Below are 16,782 nucleotides of genomic sequence, written 5' to 3'. Positions count from 1 at the left end.
GCGGTGTCCCAGCGGCCGGTGGAAAAGCTGGCGAATGCCAGGGCACCATCATGACGGATCGACAGTGGGTGGCGCCAAATCCTGAGCGCCGTTTCACGTGAAACTTGGGGGAAAGTTGGATTCGACGCTGTGGACGGTCGCTCGTACGGGTCGTGGGCTCGTGTCGACCATGGGTCATCCGGCAGGCGGGTGGCTGCTGGAGGGGAAGGCTGCTGGGCTGCGGCGAGCGGGGGTGGATGTACTGGTGTCGCTGCAGACTGATTCCGAGCGGGTCGAGTGCGATCTGGTGGATGAGGAGCGGGTCGTTTCCGCGGCCGGGATTCGATACCTGTGCTTGCCCGTGGCGGATGGGTCTGTGCCTGACGTCGATGCGGCCGTTGCGTTGGTTCGGCCGCTGCACGAGGTGTACGTGGGTGGTGGGCATGTGGTGTTTCACTGCTGGGCTGGAGTGGGGCGGTCTTCGTTGATGGCCGGGTTGTTGTTGGGGATGGATGGGGTTCCGCCTTCGGAGGCTTGGGGGTTGATCTCCGGAGTGCGGGGGAGGGCGGTGCCTCAGACCGTGGGGCAGGGGGAGTGGTTGGAGAACTGGTGGGGTGGGCGGGGGTAGGTGTTTCACGTGGAACGGTTGTCTCTGCTGTTCCAGCGGGGGTGCCTATCGCGCGTCGTGTCGCCTTGCGTGGGTGGCTGGGTTGGGTCGTGACGTGGCGGTGCTGGGGCATCGCCGCTTCGCGACGATCGCGATTGGGGCTTGACCTTGAGCCTCTAGCTGGATGCCATATCGGACCTTTACAAGCTGGGCATAACAACCCAGCCGATCCCTGCCACGGTCGCATCCAACCCCTCAAGGTCAAGCCCCAATCGCGCCGCGCCCACCTTTGTCGCCGGTTGCCCGGCGGGGAGAGGTACGCACGCCTCGGCTCCGCCATTGCGATCGGTCGCCTTGCCCTGTGGTTCTGGAGTGACGCCTCGGCTTCGCCATCGCCTCGGTGGTCCCCGCAAGTGCCGTGTCTAGGGAGCCGCTGAGCGCGTGGCCGTCGCCCGTGGGGACTGCTCCCGGTCTGCGTTCAGGGGGGATCGCGTCATGTCGACATGTCGCTAGCCGCGCCCACTCCGCTCACGCGCACTCCGCCTCTCCGCGCTGCCTCTCCGCGCTGCCTCTCCGCGCTGCCTCTCCGCGCTGCCTCTCCGCGCTGCCTCTCCGCGCTGCCTCTCCGCGCTGCCTCGGCTGTCCAGTTCCCGCCGCCCAGCTCCCGCACTAGCTCGGCCTCCTGCCGCCGCCCCCAGCCCTCGCCTCCACCTCCTCGCTCCCGCTCTTGCCCAGCCCTCGCCCCCGTCTGTGCCGCCATGTCTCACCCCCACCTCGCTCCCGCTCTCGGCTTCGCGCTCTCGCTTCTAGCCCTTGCCTTCTCTCTCCGGCCCTCCACCGCCTCCCGCAGCCGCCCCGGCCCCCCGAGCCGGCCGCGCCGCCCCGCCCTGCCTGCCCCGGGACAGCAAACGGCCCCTGGTTCCAGTGGAACCAGGGGCCGTGAGAGAGGTCCAGCTGCTACGGCTTGGGGAAGATGATGACCCGCCGCTGCGGCTCCTCGCCCTCGCTCTCGCTGTGCACGCCCGCGACCGAGGCGACGGCGTCGTGGACGACCTTGCGCTCGAACGGGGTCATGGGGTGCAGGCGGGCGCGCTCGCCTGAGGCGGCCACCTTCTCCGCGGTGGTGCGGCCCATCTCTGCCAGTTCTGCCCTGCGGCCCGCTCGCCACTGGGCGATGTCCAGCATGAGGCGGGAGCGGACTCCCGTTTCCTGCTGGACGGCCAGGCGGGTGAGTTCCTGCAGCGACTCGAGGACGTTGCCGCGGGGGCCCACCAGCTTGGCGAGGTCTTCGCCGCCGTCGATGCTGACGATGGCGCGGCCGCTTTCCACGTCCAGGTCGATGTCGCCGTCGTAGTCGAGCAGGTCGAGCAGGCGCTCGAGGTAGTCGCCCGCGATGTCGCCTTCCTGGACGAGCAGGTCCTCGGTCTTGCTGGGGGACTGCGGTTCAGCAGCAGTCCCGGTGCTCTCGGTCTGGGCCTCGGCCTCCGACGACGCCTCCACGTCGTCGGTCGCCTGCAAGGTCTCCGACACGATGTCTCCTCTCCGGGGCAACGCCCGAAATCAGCGGCGCTTCTTGCTGCCCGGCTTCTTGCTGGTGGATCGGCCTGGGGTCAGGCCGGGGATCTCGGTGTTGGCGTTGCCGTTGGTGGCAGCATCCGTGGAAGACGCCTTCGGCGCGCCGCTCGGGCCCGCGGTCGGCATGCGCTTGGCGCCGTTGGCCGGCTTGGCTCCCGGTGCGGGCTTCTTCGGGTTGACCGGCTTCGCGCCCGGCTTCGGAGCGAGGGCCTGGCGGGTCTCGACGACCGTGGCCTTCTTCTCCTCTTCCTCGGCGTCGATGCGCTTGTAGACGAAGTGCTGCTGGCCGAGGGTCCACGCGTTGTTGGACAGCCAGTACAGCAGGATCGCGACGGGGAAGAAGAAGCCACCGGCGAGAACACCCAGGGGGAAGACCCAGAGCGTCAGCTTGTTCATGATCGCCGTCTGGGGGTTGTCCAGGGCCGAGGCGTTCTGGCGGGCGACCGAGTGGCGGGCCGTGAAGTGGGTCGCGATCGACGCGATGATCATCAGCGGCACCGACAGCAGGATGACGTTCAGGCGCTCCGTGCCGAACTGCGCGAGCTGGTCGGACGGCATCGTGATGAAGGTCGAGAGGTTCGTGCCGAAGAGCTTGGCGTTGACGAACGAGTCGACGCCCTGCTTGTCGAAGAAGTAGACCTCGCCCCAGCCGGGCTTGAACGAGCGCAGCACGTGGAACAGACCGATGAACACCGGGATCTGCACCAGCATCGGCAGGCAGCCGCCGAGCGGGTTGACGCCGTGCTCGGACTGCAGCTTCTGCATCTCCTGCGCCTGGCGCTGGCGGTCGTTCGGGTACTTCTTCTTCAGCTTCTGCATCTCCGGCGCGAACTCCTGCATCTTTCGCATGGAGCGCACCTGGCCGACGAACGGCTTGAAGAGGATGGCGCGGAGCGTGAAGACCAGGAAGATCACGGCCAGTGCCCAGGCGAAGCCGCTCGACTCACCGAAGACCTTGCCGAACACCCAGTGCCAACACCACAAGATGAAGGACACCGGGTAGTAGATGAAGTTGAGCACGGGAGCTACTCCTCGGTGGATACGTCGGGGACCTGCCGCCTCGGCGGAACGGGGTCCAGGCCTCCAGGGTGCCAGGGTCCGCAGCGCAGCAACCGGCGGATGGTCAGCCAGGTTCCTCGCAGTGCGCCGTGGACTGTCAGGGCTTCCACCGCGTACGCGCTGCAACTCGGGTAGAAGCGGCAGGTCGGCGGCAGCAGCGGCGAGATGAACTTCCGATAGAAGTGCACCGGCAGCAGCGCGACCTTCGCGGGCAACGTGGTCATCGCAGCACCTTGCGCAGGGCAGAAGAGAAATCGGCGGAGAGCTCGGAGCTCGACGCCTCGGCTGCTGGAGCCAACGCCCTGACCACGACGAGAGTTCCCGGCGGCAGTTCTTCCAGTGCCGGGCGGACGACGTGGCGAAGGCGTCGGTAGACACGGTGGCGAACCACCGAGTTGCCCACTGCCTTGCTCACGACGAAGCCCACCTTGGACGAATCCAAGGTGGGCACGTCGGGCTTCAAGACGTGGACGACCAACCGGGGTCGTCCGGCGCGGCGGCCTCGGCGGACCACCAGGCCGAAGTCCTGGCTGCGGGTGAGCCGGGCGGCCGGTGGTAGCACGACGTCGCTGCGCTTACCAGCCGCTGTCAGGCGGACAGAGTGGCACGGCCCTTGCTGCGGCGCGCGGCCAGAATGGCGCGGCCGGCGCGGGTCCGCATGCGCAGCCGGAAGCCGTGCGTCTTCGCGCGGCGGCGGTTGTTGGGCTGGAAGGTGCGCTTACCCTTGCTCACGGTCGGTCTCCCGGTGCTTCACTGCTGACAAAGCCTTGTGGTTGTCCCCGACGGCAGTGGACGTAGGCGCGCGAAAGGCGCCCGTCGCAAGCGGGAGACTCGTACGAGGGTACGCATGCCCGGGTGCGGCGACCAAATCGGGGTGGGCCACACCACGTCTTGTGAGGCGTGCCGGGCCTTGTTACCGTTCGTCCTTCGCGCGTGCCGGGGTTGGCGTGGGAGCCGCCACCGACCGGCAACACAACGCACCTTTTAGTGCACAGTTGTGGATAACTCTGTGGATACCTCTATTCTCCGTGTCCACATGTGGAGTCTTGGGCTCCGGCGGAGGGGAGGGGAGCGCGGAGGTGTCGAACCAGCAGGTCGATCTTGGTCTCGTGTGGGCCGAGGTGGTGCAGGAACTGGCGACGAGCCACCTGTCCCCTCAGCAGCGCGCGTGGATGAGGGTCACCCGTCCGATCGGTTTGCTGGATGGAACGGCACTGCTCGCTGCTCCCAGTGACTTCGCGAAAGAAGCGATCGAACGCGCACTGCGCGACCCGATCACCGCGGCGCTCTCCCGCAGGCTCGGCCGCTCGGTCTCGCTCGCGGTGAAGGTCGACTCGCCGGAACCGGTGAGTCCCGTCGTGAGCCCGCCGACCACCCCGATCTCCGTCCACGCGATCCAGGCCGCGCAGGTCGTCCAGCCCGTGGCGCCGTCGGTCGTCCCGGGGATCCCCGCGATCCCGAACGGCGACACGCCCGGCCCCGTGATCGCGGACGACCCGGAAGAAGAAGTCGACGAGGCCGGCGACGCGCTCGCGGCCGTCTCCGAGATCTGGCCGACGTTCAACACGGCCAACACCGCGGGCGGGGTGGCTCCGAACGCGAACCTCCCTTACACGCGGCCCGCGAACCCGTCGCCGTCGCAGACCCGGCTGAACGAGAAGTACAACTTCGACACGTTCGTCATCGGCGCCTCGAACCGGTTCGCGCACGCCGCGGCCGTCGCGGTGGCCGAGGCTCCCGCCCGGGCGTACAACCCGCTCTTCATCTGGGGTGAGAGCGGCCTCGGCAAGACGCACCTGTTGCACGCCGTCGGGCACTACGCCCAGCGCCTGTTCCCCGGCATGCGCGTGCGGTACGTGTCGACCGAGGAGTTCACCAACGACTTCATCAACTCGCTGCGCGACGACCGCAAGGTCGCCTTCCAGCGCCGCTACCGGGACATCGACGTTCTCCTCGTCGACGACATCCAGTTCCTGGAGGGCAAGGAAGGTACGCAGGAGGAGTTCTTCCACACGTTCAACACGCTCCACAACACGAACAAGCAGATCGTGGTGTCGAGCGACCGGCCGCCCAAGCGGCTGGAGACGCTGGAAGACCGTCTGCGCACGCGGTTCGAGTGGGGCCTGATCACGGACATCCAGCCGCCCGAGCTGGAGACCCGGATCGCGATCCTGCGCAAGAAGGCGGCCCAGGACCGGCTCGCGGCTCCCGCGGACGTCCTGGAGTTCATCGCCTCCCGCATAGAGCGCAACATCCGCGAGCTCGAGGGCGCGCTCATCCGCGTCACGGCGTTCGCGTCGCTCAACCGCCAGCCGGTCGACATCCAGCTCGCCGAGATCGTGCTGCGCGACCTCATCCCGGACTCGCACGCGCCGGAGATCACCGCACCGATGATCATGGCGGTCACCGCCGAGTTCTTCGGCGTCTCGATCGACGACCTGTGCGGCCCCGGCAAGACGAAGGCGCTCGCCCAGGCGCGGCAGATCTCCATGTACCTGTGCCGCGAGCTGACGGACCTGTCGCTGCCGAAGATCGGCCAGACGTTCGGCGGCCGCGACCACACGACGGTCATGCACGCGGACAAGAAGATCCGCAAGGAGATGGCCGAACGCCGACGCATCTACGACCAGGTGCAGGAACTGACGTCGCGCATCAAGCAGCGCGCCCGCCACATCTCCTGATCCACCCGGGTAGCAACGAAGGGGTCCTCCACCGCGGAGGGCCCCTTTTTCGTTCGCACCCAGGGACAGTGAGCGGGACGGCCGGACGGTCCGGAGGCGACCGGCCGGCTCGGCGGCGAGCACCCGGGGACGGATCCGCGGTCCGGCAGCGAGCACCCGGGGGCGCGGCCGCCGCCCGACGACCAACACCTGGGGACGACTTGGGCGACAGCATGGGACTGCATAAGCCCGTGCGGCTCCAACCACCACCACGAGCCGCACACGTACCTGGGTAGACGAGGCTCGATCCGCCGCGCGGCGAGGCTTTCTGTTGACCCCAGGCACTCGAAGGGGTGGGGACAACTGGAAAAGTCTGTGGCCCCGGCCACGATCTGGCCACAGAAGCCTGTTGAACACCCGGGTACAACTGGCCCGCACCCGGGGACGCACCCGGGGACAACTGTGGACGATCTGTGGATCGAGACCTGTGCACAACTGGCTGTCCCCGGGTGCGCCGATCTGTCCCCGGGTGCCATCCCCCCTTAGTCCACATGGTGGGTGACACCTTGACCTGCAGGTTTAACGGCTGTCCCCACAATCCACAACCCTTACTGTTACTGCTGTTTGATCTCTTCTGGGAGAACTCAAAAGCAAAACAGCGGTGGATGGTTCCCGGGGATCGGTGCCCGAACCCCGAAGTGACGGGAAGGGCCAGGACGCTCTAACGTTGTTGCTCCGCACCTCGGGTCAGCCGAGGTCGAGGCTCCCTAACCCCCACTGGCTCGTTGTCGTGGTTGGGCTTGTCGACTGTCGAGGAAAGGACGCCTCATGAAGATCCGCGTCGAACGCGACGGCCTGGCCGACGCTGTCGCCTGGGTCGCTCGCAGCCTTCCGTCTCGTCCACCGGTTCCCGTGCTGGGCGGCGTGCTGCTCGACGCGGAGTCGGACGATTCGCTGACGGTCTCCGGGTTCGACTACGAGGTCTCCGCTCAGGTCGGTGTGCCCGCGACGATCGCCGACGGTGGCCGCGCTCTGGTCTCCGGGCGTCTTCTCGCCGACATCACCAAGGCGCTCCCGAACCACCCCGTCGAGATCGCGGTCGACGGTGCTCGAATGATGATCAGCTGTGGCAGCGCCCGGTTCAGCCTCCCGACGATGCCGGTCGAGGACTACCCGGCGCTCCCGTCGATGCCGCAGCTCATCGGTGAGCTCCCCGGCGAAGTCTTCGGCGAGGCGGTCAGCCAGGTCGCCGTCGCGGCCGGCAAGGACGACACGCTCCCGATGCTGACCGGCGTCCGCGTCGAGATCGGCGAGGGCAAGCTGACCCTCGTCGCCACCGACCGGTTCCGCCTCGCGATGCGCGAGTTCCCGTGGGAGCCCGACGCGACGCTCGGCGACGTCGCGGTCCTCGTCCCCGCCCGCACGCTCAGCGACGCCGCGAAGACGCTCGGCTCGGGCGGCAGCAAGGTCGAGATGTCGCTCGCGGCCAACGACGGACTGCTCGGTCTGTCCGGCTCCGGCAAGCGGACCACCACCCGCCTGCTCGACGCGGACTTCCCGAAGTACCGCCAGCTGCTGCCGTCCGAGCACAGCGCCGCGGCGATCATCGACATCGACGCGCTGCAGCAGGCGATCAAGCGCGTGTCGCTCGTCGCCGAACGCGGCACGCAGGTGCGCCTCGAGTTCGTCGACGGTGGTCTGCGTCTCTCGGCCGGCGGCGACGACGAGGGTTCGGCCGAGGAAGAGCTCCCGGTCGAGTACACCGGCGACGCGGTCACCATCGCGTTCAACCCGGGCTACCTGCTCGACGGCCTCGGAGCCGTCCGCACGCAGAAAGTCCACTTGTCCTTCACCACACCCAGCCGACCGGCATTGCTGAAGCCGGTGGACGAGGATGGGAACGTGGCGCCGGGCTACCTGTACCTGCTCATGCCCGTTCGCCTTCCCGGCTGAGAAAACCCTTACCGGGCAACAGAAGAACGTAGGGGAGAACACCGTGCAGCTCGGACTCGTCGGCCTCGGCAAGATGGGTTTCAACATGCGCGAGCGGGTGCGCCGGGCCGGTCACGAGGTGATCGGCTACGACCGCAACCCCGAGGTCACCGACTCGGAGTCGTTGGCGGACATGGTGGCCAAGCTCGAAGCGCCGCGCGTCGTGTGGGTCATGGTGCCCGCGGGCGACATCACCCGTAACACGGTGAAGGAGCTGTCCGAGCTGCTGGCGCCCGGCGACCTGGTCGTCGACGGCGGCAACTCCAAGTTCACCGACGACCGCGTGCACGCAGACCTGTTGGCGGAGAAGGGGATCGGCTACGTCGACGCCGGCGTGTCCGGTGGCGTGTGGGGCCTCGACAACGGCTACGCGCTGATGGTCGGTGGCGACGCCGCCCACGTCGAGCAGGCGATGCCGATCTTCGACGCGCTCCGTCCGGAGGGCCCGCGCGAGGAAGGCTTCGCGCACGCGGGCAAGGTCGGCGCCGGCCACTACTCGAAGATGGTCCACAACGGCATCGAGTACGGCCTGATGCAGGCGTACGCCGAGGGCTTCGAACTGCTCGACAAGACCGACGTCGTGGACAACGTGCCCGCGGTCATCTCGGCCTGGCAGCGCGGCACCGTCGTGCGCTCGTGGCTGCTCGACCTGCTGGTCCGCGCGCTGGAGTCCGACCCGGAGCTCGACGACCTGCGCGGGTACGTCGAGGACTCGGGCGAGGGCCGGTGGACCGTCGAGGAGGGCATCAACAACGCGGTGCCGCTCCCGGTGATCTCCGCCGCGCTCTTCGCGCGGTTCCAGTCGCGCCAGGAGGACTCGCCGGCGATGCGTGCGGTCGCCGCGCTGCGCAACCAGTTCGGTGGCCACTCGGTTCACCTCGCCGGACCGTCGTCCGGCGGCGGCAGCACCCAGGGCTAGCGAGTGCACGTCAGACACCTCCAGGTCAGCGACTTCCGGTCGTGGGAGCTCGCCGACCTGGAGCTCGAGCCCGGCGCGTCGGTGCTCGTCGGACGCAACGGCCAGGGCAAGACGAACCTGGTCGAGGCGATCGGGTACGTGGCGACGCTGGGTTCGCACCGCGTCTCCAGCGACGCGCCGCTGATCCGGCACGGTGCTCATCGCGCCGTGGTGCGGGCGGCCGTGGTCAACGACGACCGCGAGCTGCTCGTCGAACTCGAGATCACGGCCGGCAAGTCGAACCGGGCCCGCATCAACCGGGGCCCGGTGCCGCGGCCGCGCGACGTGCTCGGGATTCTGCGGACCGTGCTGTTCGCACCGGAGGACCTCTCTCTCGTGAGAGGCGATCCGAGCGACCGGCGGCGGTTCCTCGACGAGATGCTCGTGTTGCGCGCACCGCGCTATGCCGGTGTTCGCAGTGACTACGACCGTGTCCTGAAGCAGCGCAGTGCGTTGTTGAAGACGGTGAAGCACTCGCGGTCGGCGGACCTCTCGACGCTCGACGTCTGGGACGGGCACCTCGCCCAGCACGGCGCGGAGCTCCTGGCCGCGCGGTTGAAGCTGGTCCGCGACATGGCGGACCACGTGACCTCGGCCTACGCGGAGGTTGCTCCGGAGTCACGGCCGGCGCTCATCTCGTACCGGTCGAGCGTCGGCGACCTGCCGGAGGACAAGGAGAGCATCGAGGACCTGCTGCTCGGCGAGCTCGACCGGGTGCGGCGGCAGGAGATCGAACGCGGCGTGTGCCTCGTCGGTCCCCACCGGGACGACCTGGACCTGACGCTCGGCGAGCTCCCCGCGAAGGGCTACGCCAGTCACGGAGAGTCATGGTCCTTCGCGCTCGCCCTGAGGCTCGGCGGGTACGAGCTGATGCGTGTCGACGGCATCGAACCGGTGCTCGTGCTGGACGATGTGTTCGCGGAGCTCGACCGCGGCCGGCGTCAGCAACTGGCCAAGGTGGCGGCCGCCGCCGAGCAGGTGCTGATCACCGCGGCGGTGGCCGAGGACGTTCCGGACGAGCTGAGCGGTGCCCGGTTCGAGGTCCACGGCGGGGAGGTGCGACGTGTCTGACTCCGAGGCTGACTCTGGGGGTTCAAAGCCCCCACATGTAGCTCGATCGGGTGTGTCCGCCCACACATCTGGGGACAAGTCTGTGGATGGTGTGGATAACTCCGTCACAAATCCGGACTTGTCCACAGGTTCATTCACACCTGAGGGTGAGCAGCTCAAGGGTTCGGACCTCGCGCGTGCGGCTCTGGAGGCGGCGAAAGCGGCCGCGAAGGCCCGCGGACGGGTGCCGGGGAGCAAGGCGAAGGGCCGTCCGGTCCAACGCCGACGGCGTCGCTGGTCGGGTCCGGGCCCGGACGACCGCGACCCCCAGCCGCTCGGGCGGATCGCGTCCAGGCTCGCGGCGGACCGCGGCTGGGTCGAGCAGCTGCAGGGTGGCCAGGTCTTCGGTCGTTGGGCAAAATTGGTGGGAGAGGACGTCGCCGAGCACGCGAAGCCAATCGCTCTCAGTGACGGGGAACTGACGGTCCAGGCGTCGTCGACGGCGTGGGCCACTCAGCTGCGCCTTCTGCAGCGCGAGCTGATCAAACGGATCGCCGCGGGTGTGGGCAACGGCGTCGTCAAGAAGCTCAAGATCAAGGGACCGGACGCTCCCAGCTGGCGACACGGCCCCAGGCACGCGCCTGGGCGCGGTCCGCGTGACACCTACGGGTGAGGTCCTGTCAAGGGCTCAGCGGCCGTTCTACGGCTCAATGAGCGTTCACCTGCGGATTTGAACCCCCATTTCAGCCGTCCTGACCCGTCCTGCGCTTCTTGAGGCGCTCTGTGACCGAATCAAAGGTGTCCTTGACCCCGTTCTGTCGGGGTGCACCGGTAGAATCACAGGAGAGCGTCACCCCCATCCCAGAAGTCCGGGGAACACCGTGCGGGTTCTGCCCGCATCAGCGAGGAGACTCCAGGCCCGTGTCAGAAAAGAAGAACGAGTACGACGCGTCCTCGATCACCGTCCTCGAAGGCCTCGAGGCAGTGCGCAAGCGGCCGGGCATGTACATCGGTTCCACCGGTGAACGCGGTCTGCACCACCTGGTCCAGGAGGTCGTGGACAACTCGGTCGACGAGGCGATGGCCGGCTACGCGACGACGGTCGACGTCACGCTGCTGGCCAACGGCGGCATCCGGGTCATCGACGACGGTCGTGGCATCCCGACCGGCATCCACCCGGTGGAGGGCGTGCCGACCGTCGAGGTCGTCATGACCAAGCTGCACGCGGGCGGCAAGTTCGACAGCGACTCCTACGCGGTGTCCGGCGGTCTGCACGGCGTCGGCATCTCGGTGGTGAACGCGCTGTCCACCGCCGTCGACCTGGAGATCAAGAACGCGGGTCACGTCTGGACCCAGCGCTACGAGGCCTCCAAGCCCGCGCACGAGCTGCGCAAGGGCGAGCCGACGACGGAGACCGGCACCACCGTCACGTTCTGGGCGGACCCGGAGATCTTCGAGACCACCGAGTACAACGTCGAGACGATCGCACGCCGCCTGCAGGAGATGGCGTTCCTCAACAAGGGGATCACGATCATCCTGCGCGACGAGCGGGTCTCGGAGGCGGACGAGGAGGCCGACGCCGAGGGCCACAAGGCCGCGGTGAAGGAGCGCGTCTTCCACTACCCCGGTGGTCTGGAGGACTTCGTCCGCCACATCAACCACACGCGCGAGGCCGTGCACCAGAAGGTGATCGGCTTCGAGGTGCAGGGCGACGACCTCCAGGTCGAGATCGCGATGCAGTGGAACACGGGCTACACGGCCTCGGTCTACACCTTCGCGAACACGATCAACACGCACGAGGGCGGCACGCACGAGGAAGGCTTCCGCGCCGCGCTGACCCGAGTGGTCAACGAGTACGCGCGCGAGAAGAAGCTCCTCAAGGAGAAGGACACGAACCTCACCGGTGACGACATCCGCGAGGGTCTCGCGGCGATCATCTCGGTGAAGCTCAAGGAGCCCCAGTTCGAGGGCCAGACGAAGACCAAGCTGGGCAACAGCGAGGCGAAGTCGTTCGTGCAGAAGTCGACGAACGAGCACCTGGCCGACTGGTTCGAGCGCCACCCCAACGAGGCCAAGACCATCGTCACCAAGTCGGTGTCGTCGGCGCAGGCCCGCATCGCCGCCCGCAAGGCCCGCGAGCTGGTGCGCCGCAAGGGCGCGCTCGACATCGGCGGCCTGCCCGGCAAGCTGAAGGACTGCCGCTCGACCGAGCCGGAGCGCTGCGAGCTCTACATCGTCGAGGGCGACTCGGCAGGCGGCTCGGCCAAGGAAGGCCGGGACTCCATGTACCAGGCCATCCTCCCGATCCGCGGCAAGATCATCAACGTCGAGAAGGCGCGCATCGACCGCGTTCTCAAGAACACCGAGGTCCAGTCGCTGATCACCGCGCTGGGCACCGGCATCCACGACGAGTTCGACCTCACGAAGCTGCGCTATCACAAGATCGTGCTGATGGCCGACGCCGACGTCGACGGCCAGCACATCCGCACGCTGTTGCTCACGCTGCTGTTCCGCTTCATGCAGCCGCTCATCGAGCACAACCACGTGTACCTCGCGCAGCCGCCGCTCTACAAGATCAAGTGGCAGCGGGCGGAGCCGGAGTACGTCTACTCCGACCGCGAGCGCGACGCCGTGATCAAGGCAGGTCTCGAAGGCGGCAAGAGGCTCGGCAAGGACGACAACATCCAGCGGTACAAGGGTCTTGGCGAGATGAACGCCGAGGAGCTGTGGGAGACCACGATGGACCCGGCGAACCGGATCCTGCGGCAGGTCACCATGGACGACGCGGCCACCGCCGACGAGCTGTTCAGCGTGCTCATGGGCGAGGACGTCGAGGCACGCCGTTCGTTCATCACCCGCAACGCCAAGAGCATCAAGTTCCTGGACATCTGAGTCCGGTCTTGGTCCCTAGGCATCCTGGCGTTTCTGGCGAGAAGGAAAGAGAACAGTGAGCGAGACGACCCTCCCTCCGGAGCACGACCGCATCGAGCCGGTCGAGATCCAGCAGGAGATGCAGAACTCGTACATCAACTACGCGATGTCCGTCATCGTGGGTCGTGCGTTGCCGGACGTGCGCGACGGGTTGAAGCCCGTGCACGTCCGCGTTCTGTACTCGATGTTCGACTCCGGCTTCCGCCCCGACCGCGGCTTCAACAAGTGCGCGCGCGTCGTCGGCGACGTGATGGGCAACTACCACCCGCACGGTGACTCGGCGATCTACGACGCGCTGGTGCGTCTCGCCCAGCCGTGGGCGCTGCGCTACCCGTTGATCCAGGGCCAGGGCAACTTCGGCTCGCCGGGCAACGACCCCGCCGCCGCCATGCGGTACACGGAGTGCCGGCTCTCCCCGTTGGCCATGCACATGCTGGCCGACATCGAGGAAGAGACCGTCGACTTCCGCGACAACTACGACGGCCGCATCCAGGAGCCGGTCGTCCTCCCGTCGCGCATCCCGAACCTGCTGATCAACGGCAGCTCGGGCATCGCGGTCGGCATGGCGACCAACATCCCGCCGCACAACCTCCGCGAGGTGGCGGACGCGGTCGTGTGGGCGCTCGACAACCACGAGGCCTCCGACGAGGAGACCCTCGAGGCGACGATCGCGCGGATCAAGGGCCCGGACTTCCCGACGTACGGCCAGATCCTCGGCACCTCCGGCATCGAGGACGCGTACCGCACCGGCCGCGGCTCGGTCCGCATGCGCGCGGTCGTCGAGATGGACGAGGACGCCAAGGGCCGCACGATCCTCGTCGTCACCGAGCTGCCGTACCAGGTGAACCCGGACAACCTGGTCGAGAACATCGCCGCGCTCGTGCGCGACGCCAAGCTCACCGGCATCGCGAACATCGCGGACGAGTCGAACCGCCGCATCGGCATGCGCATCGTCGTCACGCTCAAGCGCGACGCGGTGGCGAAGGTCGTGCTGAACAACCTCTACAAGCACACCCAGCTGCAGTACTCGTTCGGCGTCAACATGCTGGCGCTGGTCGACGGCGTGCCGCGCACGCTGCGGATCGACCAGATGATCCGCCACTACGTGAAGCACCAGATCGAGGTCATCCAGCGGCGGACCAGGTTCCGCCTGCGCAAGGCCGAAGAGCGCGCCCACATCCTGCGCGGTCTGGTGAAGGCGCTCGACCAGCTCGACGCGGTGATCGCGTTGATCCGCCGGTCCGAGACGCCGGACATCGCCCGCTCGGGCCTGATGGAGCTCCTCGACGTCGACGAGATCCAGGCCAACGCGATCCTGGAGATGCAGCTCCGCCGCCTGGCCGCCCTCGAGCGCCAGAAGATCATCGACCAGTTGGCCGAGATCGAGCTGGAGATCGCGGACCTCAAGGACATCCTCGAAAAGCCGGAGCGGCAGCGCAAGATCGTGCGCGACGAGCTCACGGCGATCGTGGACAAGTTCGGCGACGACCGCCGCACGAAGATCATCCCGTTCGACGGCGACGTGTCCATGGAGGACCTGATCGCGGTCGAGGACGTGGTCGTCACGATCACGCGTACCGGCTACGCGAAGCGCACCAAGACCGACCTCTACCGGGCGCAGAAGCGCGGCGGCAAGGGAGTCCAGGGCGCGCAGCTCAAGCAGGACGACATCGTGGCGCACTTCTTCGTGTGCTCGACGCACGACTGGATCCTGTTCTTCACGAACAAGGGCCGCGTGTACCGCACGAAGGCGTACGAGCTGCCCGAGGCGAACCGCAACGCCCGCGGCCAGCACGTCGCGAACCTCCTCGCGTTCCAGCCGGACGAGGAGATCGCGCAGGTCATCCAGATCAAGAACTACGAGGTGTCGCCGTACCTCGTGCTCGCCACCCGCAAGGGCCTGGTGAAGAAGTCGAAGCTCACCGACTTCGATTCCAACCGATCGGGTGGTCTTATCGGCATCAACCTCCGCGAGGACGACGAGCTCGTCGGCGCGGTGCTGTGCTCGGCCGACGACGACCTGCTCATGGTCTCCGCCGACGGCCAGTCGATCCGCTTCCACGCGACCGACGACGTGCTGCGCCCGATGGGTCGTGCCACGTCAGGTGTGCAGGGCATGCGGTTCAACGCCGATGACGAGCTGCTTTCCGTCGGCGTCGTCCAAGAGGGCCTCTTCGTTTTGGTCGCGACGGACGGTGGGTACTCGAAGCGAACGCCGATCGAGGACTACCCGGTCCAGGGCCGTGGCGGCAAGGGTGTGCTGACCATTCAGCACGACCGGCGACGTGGCAGGCTGGTGGGCGCGCTCATCGTCGACGTCGACGACGAGCTCTACGCCATCACCTCGAGCGGCGGAGTCATCAGGACTCGGGCCGAGCAGGTGCGCAAGGCTGGACGGCAGACGAAGGGCGTGCGGCTGATGAACCTCGGCGAGAGCACCACTTTGATCGCCGTCGCACGCAACGCGGACGAGCCCAGCGACGTCACTATCAGTGAGGCGTCTGCCGCGGAGGACTCTGCCGCTGACCAGTCAGCCACCCCCACCGACTCGGCTGAGTAGCCGGCATCGCTAGCGAGAGGTCAAGGACAAGCTCGTGACTCCACCCGAGAACCGCGAAGGTCGGGACGCGGACAAGACCGCGGTGATCACCAAACCGACTCCGCAGAACTCCGCTGCCAAGCCCGCGGAGAAGAAGGCGGATTCGGCAGCGGCCTCCGGTTCCTCGGGTGGAACCGCGCAGGACAAGACCAAGCCGGTGTCGGCGGAGAAGGCGGCCGAGGCCGTCGCCCCCGCCGCACCCGCGAAGGAGAAGCCGGCCGCTCCGGCGACTCCGGCTCCGGCGACTCCCGCTCCGGCCGCGACGCCGGCCCCGGCTCCCGCACCGGCAGCCACCAAGGCCGCTCCGGCGACCCCGGCTGCTCCGGCTGAGGAGAAGACGGTCTCGCTCGGCGCGGCCGCTCCGACTCCGGCACCCGCGCCCGTCGCGGACGAGCCGGTCGTCGTCTCCACCCCGCCGCCCTGGCAGCGGGTGACGAACGACACGGAAGCCGCTCAGAGCGACACGACCGAGACGTACACGGCTCCGGCCGCGCCGCCCGTGCCGTCCGCCGCCGAACCGGCTCCCGCCTTCCCGCAGACCGACCCGGACACCGTCAAGGTGCAGAAGCCCGTGGTCACGGGCTCGGCCGTGCCGGTCGGCCTGGGCAGCAGCCGCACGTCGGTGAACATGGGCAGCAGCGGGGCCCGCCCCGCCGCGTCCTCGCCGTCGGCCCGGCGCCCCGGCCGCGGCCCGCGCCGCGCCTCGCTGCAGGTGAAGCGCGTCGACCCGTGGTCGGTCCTGAAGCTCGCCCTGGTGCTGGGCGTCGCACTGTTCTTCGTCTGGCTCGTGGCGGTCGGTGTGCTCTACGGCGTCCTGCACGGCATGGGCGTCTGGGACAAGATCAACAGCACCGCGAACGACCTGCTCCAGGCCAACGAGCCGGGCGAACCGCTGATCAGCGCCGGCCGCGTGTTCGGCGTCTCGGCGATCATCGGTGCCGTCAACATCGTGCTGTTCACGGCTCTCGCGACCGTGGGCGCGTTCGTCTACAACGTGTCCGCGGATCTGGCCGGTGGTTTGGAGTTGACGCTCTCCGAGCGTGAGTGACCCCCGATTTGGGGGCGGCGAGGACGATCCTGTAAGGTTCTCCTCGTCGCCCCAAGGGGTGACAGTTGATCGAGGGCCTATAGCTCAGGCGGTTAGAGCGCTTCACTGATAATGAAGAGGTCGGAGGTTCAAGTCCTCCTAGGCCCACTCGATTCGAGGGCAATCCACGTCGGCGGAAATCGTCGATAGATTCTTGAATCACAGTTCTTTGTCTGAAGGCCAGGCCTTCAGATCCCCTACCGGGGGCAAGCCTCCGGAACCCCCCATCACAGTTGATCGCTCGGCGGCCGTCGCCTTGCTGTAACGTGGTGGGGTCGCTTACTT

The 16,782-nt window shown here is 67.8% G+C and carries 14 protein-coding genes and 1 tRNA gene; 10 read left to right on the top strand and 5 right to left on the bottom strand.

Annotated elements, in window-relative coordinates; all coding sequences use genetic code 11:
- The first annotated feature begins 169 nt into the window (after nucleotides 1-169).
- Nucleotides 170-607, top strand: coding sequence for a protein-tyrosine phosphatase family protein (locus tag ACWF7A_RS11550; RefSeq protein WP_452250660.1), 438 nt, complete (start codon nucleotides 170-172; stop codon nucleotides 605-607).
- A 936-nt stretch (nucleotides 608-1,543) separates the two neighbouring features.
- Here ACWF7A_RS11550 and ACWF7A_RS11545 read toward each other — a convergent pair.
- Genes ACWF7A_RS11545 through rpmH form a run of 5 tightly spaced genes read right to left on the bottom strand, consistent with a single transcriptional unit; the run spans nucleotide 1,544 to nucleotide 3,952 of the window.
- A complete protein-coding gene (locus tag ACWF7A_RS11545; RefSeq protein WP_452250367.1) occupies nucleotides 1,544-2,116 on the bottom strand; it encodes a Jag family protein in 573 nt (190 codons plus the stop codon).
- 30 nt (nucleotides 2,117-2,146) lie between these two features.
- The gene (yidC, locus tag ACWF7A_RS11540) at nucleotides 2,147-3,181 is read right to left on the bottom strand and encodes a membrane protein insertase YidC (RefSeq protein WP_452250366.1); all 1,035 of its coding nucleotides are present in this window, start codon (nucleotides 3,179-3,181) and stop codon (nucleotides 2,147-2,149) included.
- A 5-nt stretch (nucleotides 3,182-3,186) separates the two neighbouring features.
- On the bottom strand, nucleotides 3,187-3,444 hold the full coding sequence (yidD, locus tag ACWF7A_RS11535) for a membrane protein insertion efficiency factor YidD (RefSeq protein ID WP_030480223.1): 258 nt from the start codon (nucleotides 3,442-3,444) through the stop codon (nucleotides 3,187-3,189).
- Complete coding sequence (rnpA, locus tag ACWF7A_RS11530) at nucleotides 3,441-3,782, bottom strand: ribonuclease P protein component (RefSeq protein ID WP_452250365.1); 342 nt, start codon at nucleotides 3,780-3,782, stop codon at nucleotides 3,441-3,443. The genes yidD and rnpA overlap by 4 nt, the downstream gene beginning before the upstream one ends.
- Nucleotides 3,783-3,808: 26 nt before the next feature.
- The gene (rpmH, locus tag ACWF7A_RS11525; RefSeq protein ID WP_030465619.1) at nucleotides 3,809-3,952 is read right to left on the bottom strand and encodes a 50S ribosomal protein L34; all 144 of its coding nucleotides are present in this window, start codon (nucleotides 3,950-3,952) and stop codon (nucleotides 3,809-3,811) included.
- 347 nt (nucleotides 3,953-4,299) lie between these two features.
- On the opposite strand from rpmH, the gene dnaA reads away from it, so the two are divergent.
- The 9 genes from dnaA to ACWF7A_RS11480 all read left to right on the top strand — a co-directional run bounded on the left by dnaA (nucleotide 4,300) and on the right by ACWF7A_RS11480 (nucleotide 16,605).
- Entirely contained in the window at nucleotides 4,300-5,901 is a 1,602-nt protein-coding gene (gene dnaA, locus ACWF7A_RS11520) for a chromosomal replication initiator protein DnaA (RefSeq protein ID WP_452250364.1), read from the top strand.
- A gap of 807 nt (nucleotides 5,902-6,708) precedes the next feature.
- Nucleotides 6,709-7,833: a DNA polymerase III subunit beta gene (gene dnaN / locus ACWF7A_RS11515; protein WP_452250363.1), complete on the top strand. Its 1,125-nt coding sequence runs from the start codon at nucleotides 6,709-6,711 to the stop codon at nucleotides 7,831-7,833.
- Between the two features lie 43 nt (nucleotides 7,834-7,876).
- Nucleotides 7,877-8,791: a phosphogluconate dehydrogenase (NAD(+)-dependent, decarboxylating) gene (gene gnd, locus ACWF7A_RS11510; protein WP_452250362.1), complete on the top strand. Its 915-nt coding sequence runs from the start codon at nucleotides 7,877-7,879 to the stop codon at nucleotides 8,789-8,791.
- A gap of 3 nt (nucleotides 8,792-8,794) precedes the next feature.
- Complete coding sequence (recF, locus tag ACWF7A_RS11505) at nucleotides 8,795-9,901, top strand: DNA replication/repair protein RecF (protein WP_452250361.1); 1,107 nt, start codon at nucleotides 8,795-8,797, stop codon at nucleotides 9,899-9,901.
- A 118-nt stretch (nucleotides 9,902-10,019) separates the two neighbouring features.
- Nucleotides 10,020-10,553, top strand: coding sequence for a DciA family protein (locus ACWF7A_RS11500; protein WP_452250360.1), 534 nt, complete (start codon nucleotides 10,020-10,022; stop codon nucleotides 10,551-10,553).
- Nucleotides 10,554-10,801: 248 nt separating this feature from the next.
- Nucleotides 10,802-12,772: a DNA topoisomerase (ATP-hydrolyzing) subunit B gene (gyrB, locus tag ACWF7A_RS11495; protein WP_452250359.1), complete on the top strand. Its 1,971-nt coding sequence runs from the start codon at nucleotides 10,802-10,804 to the stop codon at nucleotides 12,770-12,772.
- A 55-nt stretch (nucleotides 12,773-12,827) separates the two neighbouring features.
- Entirely contained in the window at nucleotides 12,828-15,371 is a 2,544-nt protein-coding gene (gyrA, locus tag ACWF7A_RS11490) for a DNA gyrase subunit A (protein WP_452250358.1), read from the top strand.
- Between the two features lie 34 nt (nucleotides 15,372-15,405).
- The gene (locus tag ACWF7A_RS11485) at nucleotides 15,406-16,458 is read left to right on the top strand and encodes a DUF3566 domain-containing protein (protein WP_452250357.1); all 1,053 of its coding nucleotides are present in this window, start codon (nucleotides 15,406-15,408) and stop codon (nucleotides 16,456-16,458) included.
- Between the two features lie 73 nt (nucleotides 16,459-16,531).
- Nucleotides 16,532-16,605: transfer RNA gene (locus ACWF7A_RS11480), tRNA-Ile, on the top strand.
- The last annotated feature ends 177 nt before the right edge of the window (nucleotides 16,606-16,782 follow it).

It is taken from the genome of Lentzea sp. NPDC055074, from assembly GCF_053608005.1.
This window is presented reverse-complemented; position numbering and strand designations above follow the sequence as displayed.